The following is a 19,767-nucleotide window of genomic DNA, read 5'->3' as shown; positions in this document are numbered from 1 at the left end:
CTCCGACCTATAACACGCTCATCGTCCCCTCCAAACGGGCGCGCGCTTCTCCTGAAAAGCGCTGACGCCTTCCATCGCGTCCTCGCTGTTCAGCGCCTTGACGAGCGCGGGCGTGCGCAGTCCCTGGGCCTCGGCCGGTGACAGATGTCCGGTGCGATTGACCGTCTGCTTGATGGCGCGCAGCGAGAGCGGCGCACAGGCGACGATTTCCTTCACCCAGCGGGCAACGGCCGCGTCAAGCGCACCCGGTTCGACCAGTTCGTTGACGATGCCGAAGGCATGCATCTCGGCTGCGGAGAAACGCCGGCCGGTCAACAGCACGCCCATGGCAAGATTGTGCGGGATCCGGCGCTGGAGAAGTACCATGCCGCCGTCGAGCGGCAGGCGCCCGACGCGGGCTTCGGGCAGGCCGAACGCCGCCTCCGTGGAAGCGATGACGATATCGCAGCCGAGAACCATCTCGAACCCGCCACCGAGTGCGTAGCCATTGACCCTGGCAATGACGGGCACGTCGAGCGAGCGGCGAAACGCCAGTCCCCCGAAGCCGTTCGGGCGGCTTTCGGTCCAGTATTCAAGACCGGTCTTTTCGGCACCCTTCAGATCAGCCCCGGCGCAAAATGCCCGCTCGCCGGCGCCCGTCAGCACGACGCAGCTGATGTCGTCGCGCGCTTCGATCTCTTGCCAGATCGCCTCCAGTTCGCGTTCGGTCGCGGCGTCCACCGCATTCATCCGTTCCGGGCGGTTCAGCGTGACGCTGGCGACGCGATCCTCTACGACGAAGGTGACGCTCATGCCGCATCTCCCCGACGAACGGAAAGTCCCGAAAGGACCTCGTCATTGTGCTCGCCGAGCTTCGGCGGGGCGATGCGCACCGTCACGGTCGCCGCCGACATGTCGATCGGCGAGCCGACCAGCCGGATCGGCCCGGCCTTCGTTTCGCCGGCCTCGAGGATCATGCGGTTGATCGTCGTCTGCTCGTCGTCAAGGGCTTCGGGAAGCGAGCGCACCGGTGCGCAGAGAATGTCCACCTGCTCCAGCCGGCCGAGCCAATGGGCGCTGCTGTTCTTTGCAAACGCCTCGCGGAAGACCTGCTGCAATTCCGGGCGGCGTTGCATCTGCGCGTCGAAGTCGGCAAATTGCGGTTGGAGGGACAGGTCTTCGATCTCGAGCGCAGTGCAGATGTCGCGCAGCGGATTCTGCTTGAAGGCGCCGACCATGACGATGGCGCCATCGGTGGTCTCGAACACGCCGGTCAGCGGGAAGGCGCCCCAGTTCAGGTCCTTTTCCCGCATCATGTGCGTGGTGCCTTCCTGCATCTGCATGGCGAGCATGGAGCTGTAGAGGCTGACCGCCACCTGCTGCCCGTGCCCGGTCTTTTCCCGATGCAGCAAGGCAAGCAGAATGCCCTGCACCAGGTGCATGCCGGCCGAGTAGTCGGCAAGCGGCGTCGCGTAGATCGACAGCGGATGGCTGGCATCGGACTTGCGCCGCATGACGCCCGAAAGCGCCTGCGCCAGGATGTCCTGCCCGCCCTTGTGCCGGTAGGGACCCTCAAGGCCGAAGCCGGTACCGACAGCGTAGATCAGTCGCGGGTTTGTCCGTTTGAGCTCCTCGTAGCCGAAGCCCATGCGCTCCATCACATCAGGGCGGAAATTGTTGACAACCACGTCGGCCGTGTCGATCAGCGCGCGCACGGCCGCCCGCGCCTCGTCCTGCTTGAGGTCAAGTGCAAGGCTCTTCTTGTTGCGGTTGAGCGAGGAGAAAACCGGATTGTTGAGGCCATCCGGGTCCGAACCCAGCGACCAGCGCGAGAGGTCGCCGATCTTGGCCTTTTCGACCTTGATGACCTCGGCGCCGTAGTCGGCCAGCATCTGCGTGCAGCACGGGCCAAGCATGACCTGGGTGAAATCGACGACGCGGATACCGTCGAGGGGAAGAGACGTCATTCTGCGGCCTCCAGATAGGTTGCGTTTTCAGATGGTATGTCGCCGGGATCGGCACCCTGCGCCCGCAGCTGCTTCTGGATCGCCTTGACATCGGCGTCTCGCACCTTGACGCCGGCATTGAGCGCGACAGTGGCGGCAACACCAGCCGCCTCGCCCATCGCCATGCAGGGCGGGATCTCGCGGCTCGACTTCTGCGCCTGAATGGTCGCGGAATAATGCCGGCCTGCGACGATCAACTGATCGACTTCCTTGGGCAGCATGGCCCTATAGGGCGTGTAGTAATCGCGGCCGCGGCACACCGTGTCGGTGAAGTGCTGGCGGTTCATCACGTCGTCCTTGGTGACGACATATTCGCCCTGGAGCAGCCGTGACTGGCGCACGCCCGTCTGCGGCGCGAAATCGATCACATGGGCATTTTCGAAGCCCGGCAGGTTGGCGCGGGCGAAGTCGAGCAGGCGGGCGATGCGGCCACGGCCCTCGAGTTCCGCATAGGTCAGGTCTTCGACACGGAGGCCGGAGAGCTTCGGCATGTGCGGGCAGTTGAGCCAGATGACGCCCGGCAGCGGGGTCTTCAGCCACCAGAACGACCAGCAACCACCGATCAGACGCTTGGCCTCGTGATCGATTGCCTTGAACTTTTCCGGCTCCTCGAACTCGAAGCGCTCGGCGGCTTCAGTGTCGATGCCGCCCCAGCGGGAAACCGTCGTCAGGATGAAATTGCCGTCCGTATGCTGGGCACCGGCATCGGCGGCAACGTCGAGGTCGCCCGAGGCGTCGATGACGACGTCGCCCATGATGGCCTCGCGGCCAGATTTCGTCTGGCAGACCACACCCTTGATCGTGCCGTTCTCGACGATTGCCGAGGAGAACCAGCTGTGCGTCCTGAGCTTCACGCCGGATTCGCGAAGGATATCATAGGAGACGCGCTTGAAGGCGTCCGGATCGAAGGCGGCCGCGTAGCAGATCGGGTGCGGCGCAGACGGCGTGTGGAAGTCGAACAGGCCCCAGCGCGCCCATCTTTGCCAGGCCTCCGGCGTATCGCGAATATCGAGCTGGCGGTCGCCATCGGTCGGCGTGACGCAAAGGCCAAGCGTCTTCATCCGTTCGATCATTTCCATGCAGATGCCGCGCACGGTGATTTCGACGCCGTTGACCATGTCGTCGAGCACCAGAACCATGCCGCCTGCCGCAAGGCCACCGACATAAGGATAGCGTTCGAGCAATGTGACGCTCGCTCCGGTGCGTGCCGCAGAAACCGCGGCGGAGATCCCAGCCGGGCCACCGCCCACGACGACGACGTCCGAGCGGTCGACGATCCGGGCATTGCGCAGGGGTTCTCTGATTGTTTCCATAGTCGTTTCCTCCATAGGGGAAGTGTCCGGCGAAATGTGAGGAGCTCACAGCCAGTAACTTCGTCGTTGACCGGACCTGGGTATCCAGGTCCGGCAGCAAAGGGTTTGAGGGGTCAGTGGTCCGTCGTCGGTTTCCAGCGGACGATCTTCGATTCCGCGTAGGAGACGGCGAAGAAGAGAACCACGGCAAGCGAGGCCGCAATCACCACCGTCGCATAGAGCAGCGGCGAACGGAAATTGTAGGTCGCCTCGATGATGAGCGCACCGAGACCGTAGCTGGAGCCGATCCATTCGGCGACGATGGCGCCCATCACGCTGCTGGTCGCCGCAATCTTAAGGGCCGCGAAAAGGAAAGGCAGCGAGCCCGGCAGGCGAACCTTCCAGAAGATCTCGGAATTGCTGGCAGACAGGATGCGCATCAGATCGAGCATTGCGGGGCTCGCCGACTTCAGTCCCTGCACCATGTTGACCAGCGTCGGGAAGAAGCAGATCAGGCCGGCGATGATGATCTTCGGCGCAATGCCGTTTCCGACGAGCAGCACCAGGATTGGGGCAAGCGCGATGATCGGGATCGACTTGATGATGACGGCGATCGGATAGAAGGCGCGTTCCGCGAGCGGGCTATATACGAACCAGACCGCCAGAAGGACGGCAATCACGTTGCCGAAGATGAAGCCGAGAACCGCCTCCATGAGCGTCGGCCAGAAGTTCGTCCAGAGCACGCCGGCGTTTTCGCCGAAGGCCTTGATGACGTCGACCGGCCCGGGCGCCATGAAGGTCGGCACCGAAAAACCCCAGACGACGAGTTGCCACAAAAGGATGCAGCCAAGGATCGCGAGTGTCGCCGGCAGATGCCGCAGGATCGCAGCGGCAAGACCGTCCAGGATCCGGAACCGGTTGCCGTCGGTCAAAGCGCGGCCTTCCGCCGGTGAAGGAAGGGCATTGGCCATCAGCATTCTCCCAAAAGTTTGCGCAGGTGGGCGGTCACCTGGATGAACTCGACCGTGTCGCGCATCGCCAGGGACCGCGGATAGGGCAGGTCGACTTTCATGAATTCTTTGACGCGGCCAGGATGGGCGGCGAGCATCAGCACATGTTGACCGAGGAAGACCGCCTCGGGGATCGAATGGGTGACGAAGAGGATCGTCGTGCCGGTTTCCTGCCAGAGGCGCAGCAGCTCTTCGTTGAGCTTGTCGCGCGTGATCTCGTCCAGCGCACCGAAGGGCTCGTCCATCAGGAGAATACGCGGGCGGGTCACCAGCGCGCGTGCTATCGCCACGCGCTGGCGCTGGCCGCCCGACAATTCGTGCGGCATCGACTTTTCACGCCCCTTGAGCCCCACGAGGGCGAGAAGCTCCTCCGGATCGGCATAGGTCGCGCCCGCCTCGCGTTTCCCCACCAGCAACGGGAGACGCACATTGTCGATCACATTGCGCCACGGCAGCAGCGTTGCTTCCTGGAAGACGAAGGCAAAATCGCGTCCCTCGCGCGCCTTGCGTGGCGTCTGGCCATGCACCGACACCGAACCGTCGGTGATGTGCACGAGATCCGCGACCGTACGCAGCAAGGTCGACTTGCCGCAGCCGGATGGGCCGAGCATGGTCACGAGCGAGCCGGCCGGTATCTCGACCGAGACATCCGAGAGTGCAGTGAAGCCTGAATCATCCGCGCCAAAGCGGATGTGAAGGTTCTTCACCGACACGGCGGCGTTGCCGACCGAAGCCTGGCCAGGTCTGATGAGCGTTTCCAGCATCGCCTTATCCTACGCTTTTGCGGACATCGGCGGTCGCATCCAGGATCGCCATTGTGTAGACGTCGTCGACGTTGGGAACCGGACCTGTGAACTGGCCGAGATCCGCATAGGTCTTGATCTGCTCCGCCCAGTTTGCCTGGTCCATGCCACCCCAGCCCTCGCTCGCGGTGGTTTCGTTGAACACGAACTTCATCAGCGGCCCGATGGCCTCCAGTTCGCTCGCCTTGTCGAGGTTGGGGTAGGATTCGAGCAGGATGTCGACGGCCTCTTCCTGATGGTCACGGGCATAACCCCAACCGCGGGCCGAACCGGATACGAAAGCTGCGAGCTGGTCCGCGTGATTTTGCAGCTGGTCGTCGGTGGTATAGTAGACGTTGGCATAGAGCCGGATACCGCCATCCCAGAGCGTCAGATCGACTCTGTCATCCCCGAGCACCTTCAGCGCGTTGACGTTCGTCAGCCATCCACAGACCGCATCGGCCTGGCCGGTCACCAGCTGGTTCATGTCCGAGCCCATGTTGACGATCTTGACCTGGTCTTCCGAGATCCCGTTCTTGGCGAGCAGCGCGCGCAGAAGGATGACCGAGGTCGGGATCGCGGCGATCGTCTTGCCGATCATGTCCTGAGGCTTGGCGATCGGATTTGCCTTGCGGGAGAAATAGGCGAAGGGATGTTTCTGGTAGCCGGCGGCGAATGCCTTGATCGGGGCGCCGGCCGAACGCGCCAGCATGACGGACGGGCTGGAGGAAATCTGGCCGATGGTCGACTGGCCAACGGCAACGCCCGCAACGCCATCGACATTCGGTCCGCCGGGCACGATTTCGAGCTCAATGTTCTGTTCGGCGTAGTAGCCCTTCTTGCGGGCCACGAGCTCTCCGAGAAGCCCGTTCGACGGCAGCCAACCGAGCTGCATGCGGATGGTGGCGGAATCGGCCGCAAGGCCGGGTGAAACATTGATGAGGTTATGGGTGGCGGCAATCGCGCCCATTGCGGCCGCACTAGAAAGGAAACCTCGGCGGTTCATCATTAAACGAGACATATCGTTCCCCTTGCTTGTTATGGGAGCGATGATGATGGAATTTGGCATCTCATAAAGCACAATTTTTAGCGGTTGGTATTGCCGATACGGCAACGCTCGGACCGACCTTCAGGTTTGCCGTTTCGGCAATGGCGGGGTCGAAAGATTGTTCTTTCTGCCGGCCCCATCGCGTCCGATAAGCAGAGACATAGTCAAAGTGTGAGCGCCGCGGAGGATAGATATGGTGCAGAAAAACCTGATCGATGGGGAATGGATCGCCGGTAGCGAAGCGTTCCGCAACATCAACCCGTCCGACACCAACGACGTGGTCGGCGAATATGCCCGCGCGTCAGCGGACGATGCGCGGGCGGCGATTGCCGCTGCGAAGGCGGCGTTTCCGGCCTGGTCGCGCTCCGGCATCCTCGAGCGCCATGCGATCCTGAGAAAAACCGCCGACGAGATCCTTGCCCGCAAGGACGAGCTCGGCAGGCTGTTGTCGCGCGAGGAAGGCAAGACATTGGCCGAAGGCATCGGCGAGACGGTGCGCGCCAGCCAGATCTTCGACTTCTTCGCCGGCGAATGCCTGCGGTTGGCGGGCGAAGTGCTGCCGTCGGCAAGGCCCAATATCGGCGTCGAGATCACCCGAGAACCGGTCGGCGTCGTCGGCATCATCACGCCCTGGAATTTCCCGATCGCCATTCCTGCCTGGAAGATCGCGCCGGCGCTTTGTTACGGCAACACCGTTGTCTTCAAGCCGGCCGAGCTGGTGCCCGGCAGTTCCTGGGCGATCGTCGATATCCTGCACCGCGCCGGCCTGCCGAAGGGCGTGTTGAACCTCGTCATGGGCAAGGGCTCGGTCGTCGGCCAGGCGATGCTCGACAGCCCCGACGTGCACGCCATCACCTTTACCGGCTCGACCGGTACCGGCAAACGCGTCGCCTTGGCTTCGGTCGAGCACAATCGCAAATACCAGCTGGAAATGGGTGGCAAGAACCCGTTCGTCGTGCTCGACGATGCCGACCTCGGTGTCGCGGTCGAGGCAGCGGTCAATTCCGCCTTCTTCTCGACCGGCCAGCGCTGCACCGCGTCGTCCCGCCTCATCGTCACCGAGGGCATTCATGATCGTTTCGTTGCCGCGATGGGCGAGCGCATGAAGGGGCTGACCATTGATGACGCGCTGAAGGCTGGCACCCAGATCGGCCCGGTGGTCGACCAGAGCCAGCTCAACCAGGACACCGACTATATCGCTATCGGAAAGCAGGAAGGCGCCAAGCTTGCCTTCGGCGGCGAACTCTTGAAGCGCGACACGCCCGGCTTCTACCTGCAGCCGGCGCTGTTTACCGAGGCGACAAACGCCATGCGCATTTCCCGCGAAGAGATCTTCGGGCCGGTCGCATCGGTCATCCGGGTCAGGGGCTACGACGAAGCGCTCTCTGTCGCCAACGACACACCCTTCGGCCTGTCGTCGGGCATCGCTACCACCAGCCTGAAGCACGCGACCCATTTCAAGCGCAATGCGGAGGCCGGCATGGTGATGGTCAACCTGCCGACGGCGGGTGTCGACTTCCACGTGCCGTTTGGCGGCCGCAAGGGCTCGTCGCACGGATCGCGCGAGCAGGGACGCTACGCCGCCGAGTTCTACACAACCGTCAAGACGGCCTACACGCTGGCGTAAGTCTCGGGCAAAGCCCTGCCACCCATCAAGCGATTGCTTGTTGGGTGGCAGGGCTATTTCACTCGTTGAAAGAGATGCGCGAGGAAAGCAGCCAAGCCCGCCAGCTTAAGGTGTGCGGGCGCGGCTTTCTCTCAAAGAGCCGGATAGAGAGATCGCGAGGAGACCACGTACTGGATCGTCGCAAGCAGGATCGCGACCGCAACGATCACACCGATCCGCAACGTCCGTTCAAGGAAATCTTCCTGGCCCTGCATCGTCAAGCCTCGTTCTTCAACCGCCATGTTCGACGATCGCCAAGATCGAAATCCCGTCCTCATGGCCCTCGGCTCAGGATGGTGGAGGATGGCCCCCTCTACGCCCGTCCGCGGCCTTTGATCGGCGGTGGACGGGCTTGGGACAGGCGGGTAATTAAAGGGCAGCGCGCTTGTCGTGTCGCGCGACGCGGGCAAGCAGGTAATCCACTTCTGCCCGCGCGGCCGACGTGAGCATCTGTGCCGGCTTGCGCTGCGCGTCGGTGGCGATGACGCCGCGACGCTTCAAAACGTGCTTGCGAATGGCAAGGCCGATCCCGAGCTGCTGCTCGTAACGGATTAGAGGCAGGTGCGCGTCGAAGAGATCGTGTGCTTCATCCCTCTTTCCGGCCGCAGAAAGCTTCATCAGTTCGGTAAGCATGTCCGGAAAGCCATAGCCGGTCATGGCTCCATCGGCACCGCGCTCCGGCTCGAAGTCGAGGAACAGGCCGCCGTTGCCGCAGAGGATGGAAAACTCGCGAAGGTCGCCTGCCTTCTGCATGGCGCGCAACTTCGAAATTTTCTCAAGACCGGGCCAGTCCTCGTGCTTCAGCATGAGGCAGGACGGGTGGTTGGTGATGATCTTCGCGATGACGCCTGGTGTCATGACAACCGTGAGGGTCAGCGGGTAATCCTGCAGAACCCACGGCACATCTTCGCCGACCGCTTCCACCGCCCCGGCGAAATAGTTGACGATCTGATCATCTGTGCGCAGCGCGGGTGGCGGAGCGATCATGACGCCGGCAGCACCCATCTCCATCGAGTCACGCGCCAGCGAGCGCATGCTGGCAAAGCCTGGAGCGGAGACCCCGACGATCACTGGAATCTTCGACCGGGAGACAACGCGCTTGACGATGGCTCGGCTTTCCTCCGGCTCGAGCTTCGGGGCCTCCCCCATGATCCCAAGGATCGTGACGCCGGTGCAACCGCTCTCCTCATAAAAGTCCGTCAACTTGTCGATCGAGTTGAAGTCGATCGAGCCGTCCTCGAAAAACGGTGTCGTCGCAATGGCGTAGACGCCCTTGGATTGCGTGCTGAACGTCATTTCTGCTTTTCCTTCCAGGCCTCGTAGCGGGCCTTCGTTTCAGCGTTCATCGGGTAAAGACCGGGAAGCGGTACGCCCCGATCCACTTCGCTCATGATCCAGCCTTCTATGCGTTCCTGTTCGGGTGCCTCAGCGAGCACCTCTTCGAGGAGCGCGGCCGGGATAAGGACTGCGCCGTCGTCGTCGACCACGACAACATCATCAGGCAGAACGGCAACGCCGCCGCAATTGATCGGCTCCTGCCACCCAACGAAGGTCAGGCCTGCGACGGAAGGCGGTGCTGCGATGCCATTGCACCACACCTTCATGCCGCTCGCCAGCACCCCCTCGCCGTCCCGCATCACGCCATCGGTGACGAGGCCGGCAACTTTGCGTTTCGCCATCCGGGCGCACAGGATATCGCCGAAGATGCCGGCGTCACTGACGCCCACCGCATCGGCGACGGCGATGCAGCCCTCCGGCATCGCTTCGATCGCCGCCCGGGTAGAGATTGGCGACGCCCAGCTTGCAGGCGTAGCGAGGTCCTCTCGGGCAGGAATGAAGCGCAGCGTAAATGCCTTGCCGACAACCCGTCCCTGGCCGGGCTTCAGCGGCTTCGTGCCGCGCATCCAGATGTTGCGAAGCCCTTTTTTGAGGAGAACCGTCGTAAGCGTCGCAGTGGAGACGCTCTTCAGGGTTTCAACGACGTGAGGTTCAAGTGTCATGGGAGACCCAAATCAAATGCTGTTGATCAGGCCGCCATCGACACGGATGACTGAGCCGGTGATGTAGGAGGCGCGGGGGCTGGCAAGGAAAGTGACGGTGTCGCCATATTCCTTCGGATCGCCGTAGCGCCCGACCGGGATCGACCCGGTGCTTTCGGCCGTGACATCGGCAACGGGCCGGTTCTCGCGCTTGGCTTTCTGCTCGTCCAGAAAGACGATCCGGCCGGTGGCGATGCGCCCCGGCAGCACGATGTTTGCGGTGATGCCGTCGCGGCCGACCTCGCGCGCCAGGGTCTTCGACCAGCCGACCAAGGCCAGCCGCAGGCTGTTCGATATGCCGAGATTTGCAATCGGCGCGACGACGCCGGAAGACGTCGAAGTAACGATGCGGCCCCATTTGCGCTCGCGCATGCCCGGAAGCACCGCATCGGTGACCGCAATCACCGAGCGAACCATGAGATCGAAATATTTCGACCAATCGTCGGGCGACTGTCCGGCGGCGGGCGTCGGCGGCGGCCCGCCGGTGTTGTTGACGAGGATGTCGACCGGCCCGAACGCAGCCTTGATGGCATCGAGCTTCTGACCGATCAGGGAAAGGTCGCCGATATCCCAAACGAGCGGAATGGCCTTGCCGCCTGTCTCCTTGATTGCTTGCGCGGTCGCCTTGGCGCTTTCCTCGTGGATGTCGGCCACGACGACGGAAACGCCTTCGGCCGCAAGCGACCTGGCGATCGCGCCACCAAGTCCGCCACCGGCGCCGAATACGAGCGCCGTCTTGCCATTCAACTGAAGATCCAACTCTTCCTCCTGTGTTTGGCGGCACTATGACAAGGCGAAAACGGAAGAAAAACCTTCCTTTTTATCCCTTCAGACGATAGAAAAACTAACGATGGAAACACGCTTTCTCGAAACCTTTCTGGCAGTGGTTCAGCATGGCTCTCTCGCCGAGGCGTCGCGCCGCATGGGCGTCACGCCGGCGGCGGTCGCGCAACGCATCCAGGCGCTGGAAGACGAGATCGGACTGCCTCTTCTTGCGCGTTCTGGCAGGCGGGTGAAGCCAACCGAAGCGGGCGTCGCAATCCTGGAAAAGAGCCGGCGCGTTCTGGCCGAAGTCAGGCAGCTGAAGGGCCTGGCGCGCGACGACCAGGCATTCGGAGAACTCCGGCTGGGCGCCATCTCGACGGTGCTGACCGGCCTGCTTCCGAACGCCTTGCGGCGGGTCTTCGACAGGATGCCGGGCGTCGACATCTTCCTGCTGCCGGGTACGTCGGCCGAACTCTATAACAGTGTCGCGGAGGAGAGGATCGACGCGGCGATCCTTGTCAAACCGCCCTTCCCCATCCCCAAAACGCTCAGCTGGGACCTCATCCGGTCGGAACGGTTCGTTCTCCTGGCCCCGTCGGACCTTGCAGACATTCCCGTCGATCGCCTGCTTCGCGAGCAACCGTTCATTCGTTACGACCGAAGCAACTGGGGCGGCCGGCTGGCCGATAGCTACCTTCAAACCCAGCGTATTCTTCCGCGTGAGTGGCTGGAGCTCGATTCACTGGAAGCCATATCGATGATGGTTGAAGCTGGGCTCGGGGTATCGCTGATGCCCGACTGGCGCTCGCCGCTCTTCGACAACCTGCGCGTGGCTCGTCTGCCGCTACCGAATGCGCCAAACCGTGAGATCGGCTTGCTCCGACCGCGCAACGTGCCGTCCGGCCGACTGATCCAGACCGTCCTCGACGCCATTCGATCATAGAAAAGCGCAGGTCGCGTCGGCGATTGCCTGGAGGTCGGCTTGGGCACTGGCCGACGGCCCCGAGCCGGAACCGACACACCGAGCCAAGATTATTCGGCAGTTCCGAAATAACATTTCTGTTCGTCACGGATTATCAGACCACGCCGCACGGTACTAACGTCTCTCGTAGTCGATCGGGGCTCCTTGATGAGGACGTGTCCTGATCGGCCCAAAGCATTTCAACCCGTTTGCACCAACCATCCGCAGAATCACAGACAGGGTCGTCGAGCGCCCGTGGGAAAGCTTCGGCTGGATGATCGCCAAGACAACGTCCGACGAAAGGAGCCGTCATGACCACAGAAAAGGTAATCTCCATCGCGATCTTGAAGGCCAAGCCGCACCAGCACGAGACCCTCCGGCAGGGCCTGCTCGGCCTCATCGCCCCAACGCGGGCAGAACCCGGCAACCTCGACTATGTCTTGTTCGAGCTGCGCGATGAGCCCGGAACCTTCTACATGCGCGAGGCTTTCGCCGACCAGGCTGCGCTCGACGCACATTTCGCGGCACCCCATTTTCAAGCCTTCGCCGCCGAAATCGATGCTCTCCTTGAAGAACCTCTGCGCCTGATTTTCTTGGATCAGGTCTCCCCCTGAGGCGCGGTGACGATCTCGAACGTGCGGGCCTTATCGCCGGAACTACTGGTTAAGAGGCGAAATTGCGCTTGTAGGTCGAAGCGATCAACGCTGCTGCGCGGTCGAACGCCTTGTCCTCGTCGCGGTCTTCGATCGCGATCAGGATCGCCTCGTGCTGGGCCAGGGATTGACCAAAACCGCCTGTCGCCGCCATCGTCTTCGGGATGCTGATGGAGAGCGCCGCCCGGATGACGGACGCAACCGGCAGGAGGAAACGGTTGTGCGCGGCCTGGAAGATGTTGAGATGGAAGGCGATATCGGCCTCGATCGCGTCTTCGACACGGGCGCCACCCTCTGCCATCCGCTCGAAGGCGGCGCGGATCTCGGCATGTTCGGCCGCAGATCCACGTCTGGCGGCAAGGCGTGCGGCAAGCGGCTCGATCGACAGGCGGAGTTCGAACAGTTCTTCGGCAAGCGTTGCCTGATCCTCCGCATCGCTTTGCCAAGACAGCACGACGGGATCGAGCGTGTTCCAGTGTTCGGCTGCCCGCACGCGCGTCCCGAGCCGTGGCTTTGCCTCGATGAAGCCCTTGGTCGACAGGATCTTCAGCGCTTCGCGCAGCGTCGTGCGGCTGACGCCGAGCGTCGCCAGCATGTCGGCCTCCTTCGGCAGCGTTTCGCCGACCTTGAGTTCGCCGAGCGTGATGCGACGGCCGATATCGCCTGCGATACGAGCCGGCAGGCCGCGATCCTCCCGAGCGATTGCCTTCATGCCCACACTCTCCATTGCATCTCAGCCACGTTCATAGCCGGTCGCCCCGATCAGGAAAAGCCACCCATCGCGGCCGCATAGCGGCGGGTCATTTTGATGCCAAGCGCAGTCGGTCGCATGGCCGGCGCACGGTCGTGGATCGTCATGCCCGCCCGCTCGCCGAAGAGGCGCTTGCCGTAACAAAGCAGCGTCTCGATGCCCTGCATGGTGAAGACCACACCGGGCAGCATCTGCCGATAGGCCTCCTCGGCGTGCTCGTCCCAGCCGTCTGAAAAGAACTCATAGGCGCGCACGGCGTAATCGATCGAGTCAGGCGCAAGGATCAGGCCGTGACAACCGATCCGCAGGTTCTCGAGCAGTTCGAGGCCCGCACGGCCATTGAACACCGGCAGTCGGCCCTCGGTGACCTCGATGAGATGGGCGATGTCGACGACGGGCCCCTCGCCCTTCACCAACCGGATGTTCGGGTGTTGGCGCACGAGCTCGCGAATATCCGCGGCCGTCAGCCCGCGCCCCATCAGGGCCGGGGCGTTCTGGATGGCAAGCGGCAGATCGGTCTGATCGGCGACGCGGCCGAAGAAGCGGATGTATTCGGCAGCCGAGAACTGGCCGACCATGGGAGGCTGGAGGATCAACCAGTCAGCGCCAGCCCGTGACGCATGCCGCGCCTGGCGCACCTGTTCCTCGACCGACGCGCCAAAGATCGTCAGGGCGACCGGTACCTGGCTTGCCGTATCCTCGATCAACCACTCCATGATGGCCACGCGCTCGGCCTCGTCGAGCTTTGAAGCCTCGGTCGCAAGGCCGAGCCCTGCCATGCCGTGCACGCCGCTTTCCAGGCAGATTTCCGTCTGGCGTCGCATGGCGGCGCGGTCGAGCTTTTCGTCCTTGTCGAAGAGCGCGTAGAGGATGGCGTGGATGCCGTGAAGGTTTTCGATGCGGAAGTCGTCCACCGTCGCCTCCTTAATGGCTTTCGCGCGGAACCGCGTGGCCGCGGCCGCCGACGAGAAAATCGAGATCCGCTCCGGTGTCGGCCTGCATCACGCGCTCGACATAGAGCCCTTGATAACCACCGACCATTTCCGGGATCGGTGCGGTCCAGGCGGCTTTTCGACGCGCCAGTTCCGCGTCGCTGACATCGAGGTGGAGGCGGCGGCCGGCAACGTCGAGCTCGATCCAGTCACCGTCCTTTACCAGGGCCAGTGGGCCGCCAACCGCAGCTTCCGGTGCGGTGTGCAGGACGACGGTGCCAAAGGCCGTCCCCGACATGCGGGCATCCGAGATCCTCACCATGTCGCGCACGCCCTTTTTCAGGAGCTTCTGCGGGAGAGCCATGTTGCCGACCTCGGCCATGCCCGGATAGCCCTTCGGGCCGCAGTTCTTCAGCACCATGATCGAGGTTTCGTCGATATCGAGATCCGGGTCATCGATCCGCGCCTTGTAGTGGTCGATGGTTTCGAACACGACGGCGCGGCCGCGGTGCTGCATCAGCGTCGGCATCGCTGCGGAAGGCTTGATGATCGCGCCATCAGGCGCAAGGTTGCCGCGCACTACGGCGATCCCGCCGCTTGCGGTGAGAGCCCGATCGAGCGGCAGGATGACGTCATCATTGTAGTTCTCGACGCCTTCGATGTTGGCGCCAACGCTCTGTCCCGTCACCGTCAATGCGCCGAGATCCAGGAGGTCGGCGATCTCCTTCATGACGGCCGGCAGCCCGCCGGCATAATGGAAATCTTCCATCAGATAGCGCCCCGAAGGCATGAGGTTGAGGATGGTCGGGATATCGCGGCCGAACCGATCCCAGTCGTCGAGCGAGAGTTTCGTGCCGATCCGCCCGGCGATTGCCAGGAGATGCACGACGGCGTTGGTGGAGCCGCCGATCGCGCCGTTGACGCGGATGGCATTGGCGAAGGCGTCACGGGTCAGGATCTTCGACAGACGGAGATCCTCCGCCACCATTTCGACGATCCGCCGCCCCGTCAGCCGCGCCAGCCGGGCACGGCCGGCGTCGACCGCCGGAAAGGTGGCATTGCCGGGCAGCGCAAGCCCGAGCGCTTCAACCATGGACGCCATGGTCGATGCGGTGCCCATCGTCATGCAATGGCCCGGCGAGCGCGACATGGCGCTTTCGGCGGCCATGAAATCCCGTTGCGACATGACGCCGGCACGCACGTCTTCGGAAAACTTCCACACGTCCGTCCCCGAGCCGATCGTCCGGCCCTTGAAGCGGCCGTTCAACATCGGTCCGCCGGAGATGACAATCGAAGGAAGATCACAGGAGGCCGCCCCCATTACCAGCGACGGCGTGGTCTTGTCGCAGCCCGCCATCAGCACGACGCCGTCGATGGGGTTGCCGCGGATCGCCTCCTCGACATCCATCGAGGCGAGGTTGCGGAAGAGCATGGCGGTCGGTCGCAGATTGGACTCGCCACAGGAAAACACCGGAAACTCCAGCGGCAGGCCACCGGCCTCGAGCACGCCCGCCTTGATGTGCTCCACCAGTCCTCGGAAATGCGCGTTGCACGGCGTCAGCTCCGAGAAGGTGTTGCAGATGCCGATCACCGGCCGACCGTCGAAGACATCGTCAGGCAAACCGTTGTTCTTCATCCAGCTGCGGTGAATGAAGGCGTCCTTGTCCAGTCCGCCAAACCAATTCTGTGATCTCAATTTTCTGGACATGTGCCCTCCCCGACGACGTTGAGCGCCTCCGCTCGTCACATTTCTCATATAATCAGAGTTATTCTCGGTCAAGCGGTGAACGGCCCGGACGTGAAGGCAAAGAAAAACCTCCGGCGGGAGACGCCGGAGGCTGCAAAGTCGAGGGAAGCTGTCGAAGTCGTCGTTCAGGGATGATGGAGCACACTCATGCCGCCATCGACCGTCAGGCAGGTGGCGTTCATGAACGGGCATTCGTCCGAGATCATGAAGAGCGCAGCCTTGGCGATCTCCCCCGGTGTTGCGATGCGGCCGCCGGGATGGAGCTTCATCGTCTCGGCCTCGGCTGCGACCGGATCGGGGAAGCTGTTCCAGTATTCCACGGCCTTTTGCGTGCGCACATAGCCCGGCGCCAGCGCATTCACGCGCACGCCCTGCCCGGCATATTCGAGGCCCAGCGCCTTGGTCATGCCGAGAAGCGCATGTTTGGCGACCGGATAGGGGAAGGTGTGGGGGATGATCGTGAAGGCGTGGGTCGAGGCGATATTGAGGATGACGCCGCCGCCCGCCTCGATCATGCCCGGCAGCACAGCCTTGCTGCAGTTCCACGCGCCCTTGAGATTGATGTCGAAGCAGCGCTGCCAGTCGGCGTCCGACAGTTTCAACGGCTCGAAGAACACGTTGACCCCGGCATTGTTGACGAGCGCATTCGGCTGGCCGATCTCACGCGCGGCGGCAGCAACGGTCTGCTCGATGGCATCCGCATCGGTGATGTCGGCCGTGGCGTAGCCGACCTTTCCGCCCGCCGCACGCAGCCGCTCGGCTTCGGTCGCCAAGAGATCGCCGTCACGGTCGATGAGGAAGAGGCTCGCCCCCTCCCCAAAGAAGGCTTCGGCGATCGCGAGGCCTATCCCTTGTGCCGCCCCGGTGACGACGACGCGTTTTCCCTCAAGACGACCCGCCATGTCCGCGCTCCCTACCACTCGGCGACGCTGCCATCGGCGTGGCGCCAGATCGGGTTGCGCCAGCGATGGCCTTCCTTTGCCCGCTCGATGACATATTGCTCGTCCACCTCGATGCCGAGGCCTGGGCCTTGCGGGATCGACACGAAGCCATCCGCGTAGTGGAAGACTTCCTTGTTGGAGATGTAGTCGAGAATGTCGTTACCTGTGTTGTAGTGGATGCCGAGGCTCTGTTCCTGGATGAAGGCGTTGTAGCTGACGGCATCGACCTGGAGGCAGGCGGCAAGCGCGATCGGTCCGAGTGGGCAATGCGGCGCCAGCGCCACGTCATAGGCTTCCGCCATCGCAGCAATCTTGCGGCATTCGGTGATGCCGCCGGCATGTGACAGGTCCGGCTGCAGGATATCGACATAGCCGTCGGAGAGCACCGACTTGAAGTCCCAGCGCGAATAAAGCCGCTCGCCGAGCGCGATCGGCGTCGAGCAATGGTTGGCGATTTCCTTGAGCGCTTCGCGGTTTTCCGAAAGCACCGGCTCTTCGATGAACATCAGGTTGAAGGGCTGAAGCTCCTTCGCCAAGACCTTCGCCATCGGCCGGTGCACGCGGCCGTGGAAATCGACGCCGATGCCGATATGCGGGCCGATCGCCTCACGGATTGTGGCAATGGTTTCGACCGCCTTTTCCACCTTCTCCCAGGTGTCGACGATCTGCATTTCTTCGCAGCCGTTGAGCTTGATCGCCTTGAAGCCGCGGGCGACCACGTCGCGGGCATTCTTGGCGACATCGGACGGACGGTCGCCGCCGATCCAGGAATAGACCTTGATGCGGTCGCGCACCTGGCCGCCGAGCAACGCATGCACCGGCTGGCCGTAGGCCTTGCCCTTGATGTCCCAAAGTGCCTGGTCGATGCCTGCGATCGCCGACATGTGGACGGCACCGCCGCGGTAGAAGCCGCCGCGATACATGACCTGCCAATGGTCCTCGATCAGCAGCGGATCCTTGCCGATCAGATAGTCCGCAAGCTCGTCGACGGCGGCTTCCACGGTCAGGGCGCGGCCTTCAACGACCGGCTCACCCCAGCCGACGATGCCTTCGTCGGTCTCGATCTTCAAAAACAGCCAACGCGGCGGAACGATATAGGTGGTGAGCTTGGTGATCTTCATGGTGCGATATCCGCTGGGTGGAACAGGGCGGCGAACACCGCCCGGGAAAGGGTTTCAGCGCGCCGACGGGGCGGGCCGGTGACGTTCGACGGCAAGCTTGAGGTCGCGGGCGGCGAGATCCAGCATGCGCGTGGAACAGTCGCGCGCCCGTGCCTTGTCGCGCAGACGCAGGGCCTCGACCAGTTCGCCATGGATATCGATTGCTTCGTCACGACGTTCGGCAACTTCGTTGGAGGCATACAGCGAGAACTTCAGCGCCGCCTGGATGATGCCGACGAGTTGCAGGAAGACCTGGTTATGGCTGGCCTTGAGCAGGCAGGTATGAAAGGCGACGTCGGCATCGGTGAAGCCGACCACATCGCGCTCGCCGTCACGCATCGCCTGCCAGGCGTGCTCGAGGTCGGCGATTTCCTGGACGGTCGCGCGCTCGGCTGCAAACTCAGCGGCCGCTGGCTCGATCGCCCGGCGCGCCTCCAGAACGCAGTTCAATAGGTCGAATTCGAAGATGCGCTCGCCGATCCATTCGAGCACCTGGGAATCGAGGATGTTCCACTCGTCCTTGTTGCAGACGATCGTGCCCACCCGGGAGCGGCCGCGGACCATACCCTTCGATTCCAGCACCTTCAAGGTTTCGCGGATGACGGTGCGGCTGACGCCATAGCGTTCGCAGAGATCGTTTTCACGTGGCAGGAAGGAACCGACCGGAAAGACGTCGGTGCAAATGTCCGAGGCGATGGCGCGCGTCACATTCTTCTGAACGCGAGGGCGACGCTGGCCGCGCTCCTCCGCGCCGTTGCTGTAGTTTTGCTCTTCCACCGCCATTTTCCTCCCGCTTCCGTCTCCCTGTCGCTCCATAGCGCAGACGCTTGAAGGCGACAACGCAGCGAAGCACGTTATCGTTATACATCACTATCGCATTCATCATACAAAGGCAATTGACGAATATGATGATTCATCATACACAAATGCTCACTGCAGGAGGCAGTTCACCAGGGAGAGACATCATGCGCTTTATCAAGGCAGCCATTCTGGCTGGTACCGTCGCCGTGTTTGCGGCAACCTCGGCGTTCGCTGCCGACGTCAAGATCGGCTTCATCGTCAAGCAGCCGGAAGAGCCGTGGTTCCAGGACGAATGGAAGTTCGCCGACGTCGCCGCCAAGGAAAAAGGCTTCACGCTGGTCAAGATCGGTGCGGAAGACGGCGAGAAGGTTCAGTCGGCGATCGACAATCTCGGTGCCCAGGGCGCGCAGGGCTTCATCGTCTGCACCCCTGACGTCAAGCTCGGCCCCGGCATCGTCGCCAAGGCGGCCGCCAACGACCTCAAGCTGATGACGGTCGACGACCGGCTGGTCAACGCCGACGGCAGCCCGATCGAAGACGTGCCTCACATGGGCATTTCGGCGACGAAAATCGGCGAAGCCGTCGGTCAGGCCCTGGTCGACGAAATCAAGAAGCGTGGCTGGGACATGAAGGACGTCGGCGCGATCCGCGTTTCCTACGACCAGCTCCCGACCGCGGTCGACCGCGTCGAGGGCGCACTCGCGGTTCTCAAGACCAACGGCTTCCCGGAAGCCAACATCTTCGATGCGCCGCAGGCCAAGACCGACACAGAGGCGGCACTCAACGCCTCGACGATCGTGCTCAACAAGAACGCCGGCATCAAGAAGTGGGTTGCGATCGGCCTCAATGACGAAGCGGTGCTCGGCGCCGTGCGCGCGACCGAGACGGTCGGCATTGCTCCCGACAGCATGATCGGCGTCGGCATCGGCGGCGCGGATTCGGCGATCAACGAGTTCAAGAAGCCTGCAGCCACCGGCTTCTTCGGCACCGTCATCATCTCGCCGAAGCGCCACGGCTACGAGACCGCACTCAACATGTATGAGTGGATCGCCAACGGCAAGGAACCGGAAAAGCTGACGCTGACCGCCGGCCAGCTCGCGCTTCGCGACAACTACGAGGCCGTGCGCAAGGATCTCGGCATCGAGTAATCGCGTTCCGCGACACCAGATCACGAGTGTCTGGGTCTGACCGACCCAAACAATAAACGTGATCGATTCTGGTAGTTTAGAGCGGG

The 19,767-nt window shown here is 62.8% G+C and carries 20 protein-coding genes; 4 read left to right on the top strand and 16 right to left on the bottom strand.

Annotated elements, in window-relative coordinates; translation table 11 throughout:
* Positions 1-18: 18 nt before the first annotated feature.
* From JVX98_RS29540 to JVX98_RS29515, 6 genes are all read right to left on the bottom strand, one after another.
* A complete protein-coding gene (locus JVX98_RS29540; RefSeq protein WP_205239965.1) occupies positions 19-792 on the bottom strand; it encodes an enoyl-CoA hydratase-related protein in 774 nt (257 codons plus the stop codon).
* On the bottom strand, positions 789-1,946 hold the full coding sequence (locus JVX98_RS29535; RefSeq protein ID WP_043612303.1) for a CaiB/BaiF CoA-transferase family protein: 1,158 nt from the start codon (positions 1,944-1,946) through the stop codon (positions 789-791). Before JVX98_RS29535 ends, JVX98_RS29540 begins: the two co-directional genes overlap by 4 nt.
* On the bottom strand, positions 1,943-3,298 hold the full coding sequence (locus JVX98_RS29530; RefSeq protein ID WP_246765122.1) for an FAD-dependent oxidoreductase: 1,356 nt from the start codon (positions 3,296-3,298) through the stop codon (positions 1,943-1,945). The genes JVX98_RS29535 and JVX98_RS29530 overlap by 4 nt, the downstream gene beginning before the upstream one ends.
* A gap of 113 nt (positions 3,299-3,411) precedes the next feature.
* Positions 3,412-4,248: an ABC transporter permease gene (locus JVX98_RS29525; RefSeq protein WP_371742573.1), complete on the bottom strand. Its 837-nt coding sequence runs from the start codon at positions 4,246-4,248 to the stop codon at positions 3,412-3,414.
* Positions 4,248-5,051 carry an ABC transporter ATP-binding protein gene (locus JVX98_RS29520; protein ID WP_043612297.1) on the bottom strand — a complete coding sequence of 268 codons (804 nt, stop codon included), beginning with the start codon at positions 5,049-5,051 and terminating at the stop codon, positions 4,248-4,250. The genes JVX98_RS29525 and JVX98_RS29520 overlap by 1 nt, the downstream gene beginning before the upstream one ends.
* A 4-nt stretch (positions 5,052-5,055) precedes the next feature.
* The gene (locus tag JVX98_RS29515) at positions 5,056-6,090 is read right to left on the bottom strand and encodes an ABC transporter substrate-binding protein (protein ID WP_192449131.1); all 1,035 of its coding nucleotides are present in this window, start codon (positions 6,088-6,090) and stop codon (positions 5,056-5,058) included.
* Between the two features lie 220 nt (positions 6,091-6,310).
* Here JVX98_RS29515 and JVX98_RS29510 point away from each other — a divergent pair, with 220 nt between their 5' ends.
* Entirely contained in the window at positions 6,311-7,744 is a 1,434-nt protein-coding gene (locus JVX98_RS29510; RefSeq protein ID WP_205239964.1) for an aldehyde dehydrogenase family protein, read from the top strand.
* A 131-nt stretch (positions 7,745-7,875) separates the two neighbouring features.
* Here the strand turns inward: JVX98_RS29510 and JVX98_RS32585 are convergent, their stop codons facing one another.
* The 4 genes from JVX98_RS32585 to JVX98_RS29495 form a co-directional block, all read right to left on the bottom strand.
* Positions 7,876-7,998 carry a hypothetical protein gene (locus tag JVX98_RS32585; protein WP_256442748.1) on the bottom strand — a complete coding sequence of 41 codons (123 nt, stop codon included), beginning with the start codon at positions 7,996-7,998 and terminating at the stop codon, positions 7,876-7,878.
* Between the two features lie 154 nt (positions 7,999-8,152).
* Positions 8,153-9,079, bottom strand: coding sequence for a dihydrodipicolinate synthase family protein (locus JVX98_RS29505; protein WP_205239963.1), 927 nt, complete (start codon positions 9,077-9,079; stop codon positions 8,153-8,155).
* Entirely contained in the window at positions 9,076-9,783 is a 708-nt protein-coding gene (locus JVX98_RS29500) for a ribonuclease activity regulator RraA (RefSeq protein ID WP_043612598.1), read from the bottom strand. Before JVX98_RS29500 ends, JVX98_RS29505 begins: the two co-directional genes overlap by 4 nt.
* A gap of 12 nt (positions 9,784-9,795) precedes the next feature.
* Positions 9,796-10,581, bottom strand: coding sequence for an SDR family oxidoreductase (locus JVX98_RS29495; protein ID WP_192449127.1), 786 nt, complete (start codon positions 10,579-10,581; stop codon positions 9,796-9,798).
* Between the two features lie 163 nt (positions 10,582-10,744).
* On the opposite strand from JVX98_RS29495, the gene JVX98_RS29490 reads away from it, so the two are divergent.
* Both JVX98_RS29490 and JVX98_RS29485 read left to right on the top strand, forming a co-directional pair.
* Positions 10,745-11,530 carry a LysR substrate-binding domain-containing protein gene (locus tag JVX98_RS29490; protein ID WP_371826593.1) on the top strand — a complete coding sequence of 262 codons (786 nt, stop codon included), beginning with the start codon at positions 10,745-10,747 and terminating at the stop codon, positions 11,528-11,530.
* Between the two features lie 329 nt (positions 11,531-11,859).
* Positions 11,860-12,162, top strand: a complete 303-nt coding sequence (locus JVX98_RS29485) for a putative quinol monooxygenase (protein WP_205239962.1) — start codon at positions 11,860-11,862, stop codon at positions 12,160-12,162.
* A 49-nt stretch (positions 12,163-12,211) separates the two neighbouring features.
* Here JVX98_RS29485 and JVX98_RS29480 read toward each other — a convergent pair whose 3' ends face one another.
* From JVX98_RS29480 to JVX98_RS29455, 6 genes are all read right to left on the bottom strand, one after another.
* Entirely contained in the window at positions 12,212-12,913 is a 702-nt protein-coding gene (locus JVX98_RS29480) for a FadR/GntR family transcriptional regulator (RefSeq protein ID WP_192449124.1), read from the bottom strand.
* A gap of 50 nt (positions 12,914-12,963) precedes the next feature.
* On the bottom strand, positions 12,964-13,866 hold the full coding sequence (locus tag JVX98_RS29475; protein WP_205239961.1) for a dihydrodipicolinate synthase family protein: 903 nt from the start codon (positions 13,864-13,866) through the stop codon (positions 12,964-12,966).
* A gap of 10 nt (positions 13,867-13,876) precedes the next feature.
* Positions 13,877-15,592, bottom strand: coding sequence for an L-arabinonate dehydratase (araD, locus tag JVX98_RS29470; RefSeq protein WP_205239960.1), 1,716 nt, complete (start codon positions 15,590-15,592; stop codon positions 13,877-13,879).
* 164 nt (positions 15,593-15,756) lie between these two features.
* Positions 15,757-16,533 carry an SDR family oxidoreductase gene (locus JVX98_RS29465; RefSeq protein ID WP_205239959.1) on the bottom strand — a complete coding sequence of 259 codons (777 nt, stop codon included), beginning with the start codon at positions 16,531-16,533 and terminating at the stop codon, positions 15,757-15,759.
* 11 nt (positions 16,534-16,544) lie between these two features.
* Positions 16,545-17,693, bottom strand: a complete 1,149-nt coding sequence (gene dgoD / locus JVX98_RS29460) for a galactonate dehydratase (protein ID WP_205239958.1) — start codon at positions 17,691-17,693, stop codon at positions 16,545-16,547.
* Between the two features lie 54 nt (positions 17,694-17,747).
* Positions 17,748-18,515: a FadR/GntR family transcriptional regulator gene (locus JVX98_RS29455; RefSeq protein WP_192449119.1), complete on the bottom strand. Its 768-nt coding sequence runs from the start codon at positions 18,513-18,515 to the stop codon at positions 17,748-17,750.
* A gap of 182 nt (positions 18,516-18,697) precedes the next feature.
* Here JVX98_RS29455 and JVX98_RS29450 point away from each other — a divergent pair, with 182 nt between their 5' ends.
* Positions 18,698-19,681, top strand: a complete 984-nt coding sequence (locus JVX98_RS29450) for an arabinose ABC transporter substrate-binding protein (RefSeq protein ID WP_205239957.1) — start codon at positions 18,698-18,700, stop codon at positions 19,679-19,681.
* The last annotated feature ends 86 nt before the right edge of the window (positions 19,682-19,767 follow it).

This window comes from Ensifer sp. PDNC004, assembly GCF_016919405.1.
GTDB lineage: Bacteria > Pseudomonadota > Alphaproteobacteria > Rhizobiales > Rhizobiaceae > Ensifer.
Note: the sequence above shows the minus strand (reverse complement) of the source record. Positions and strands in the feature narration are given on the sequence as shown.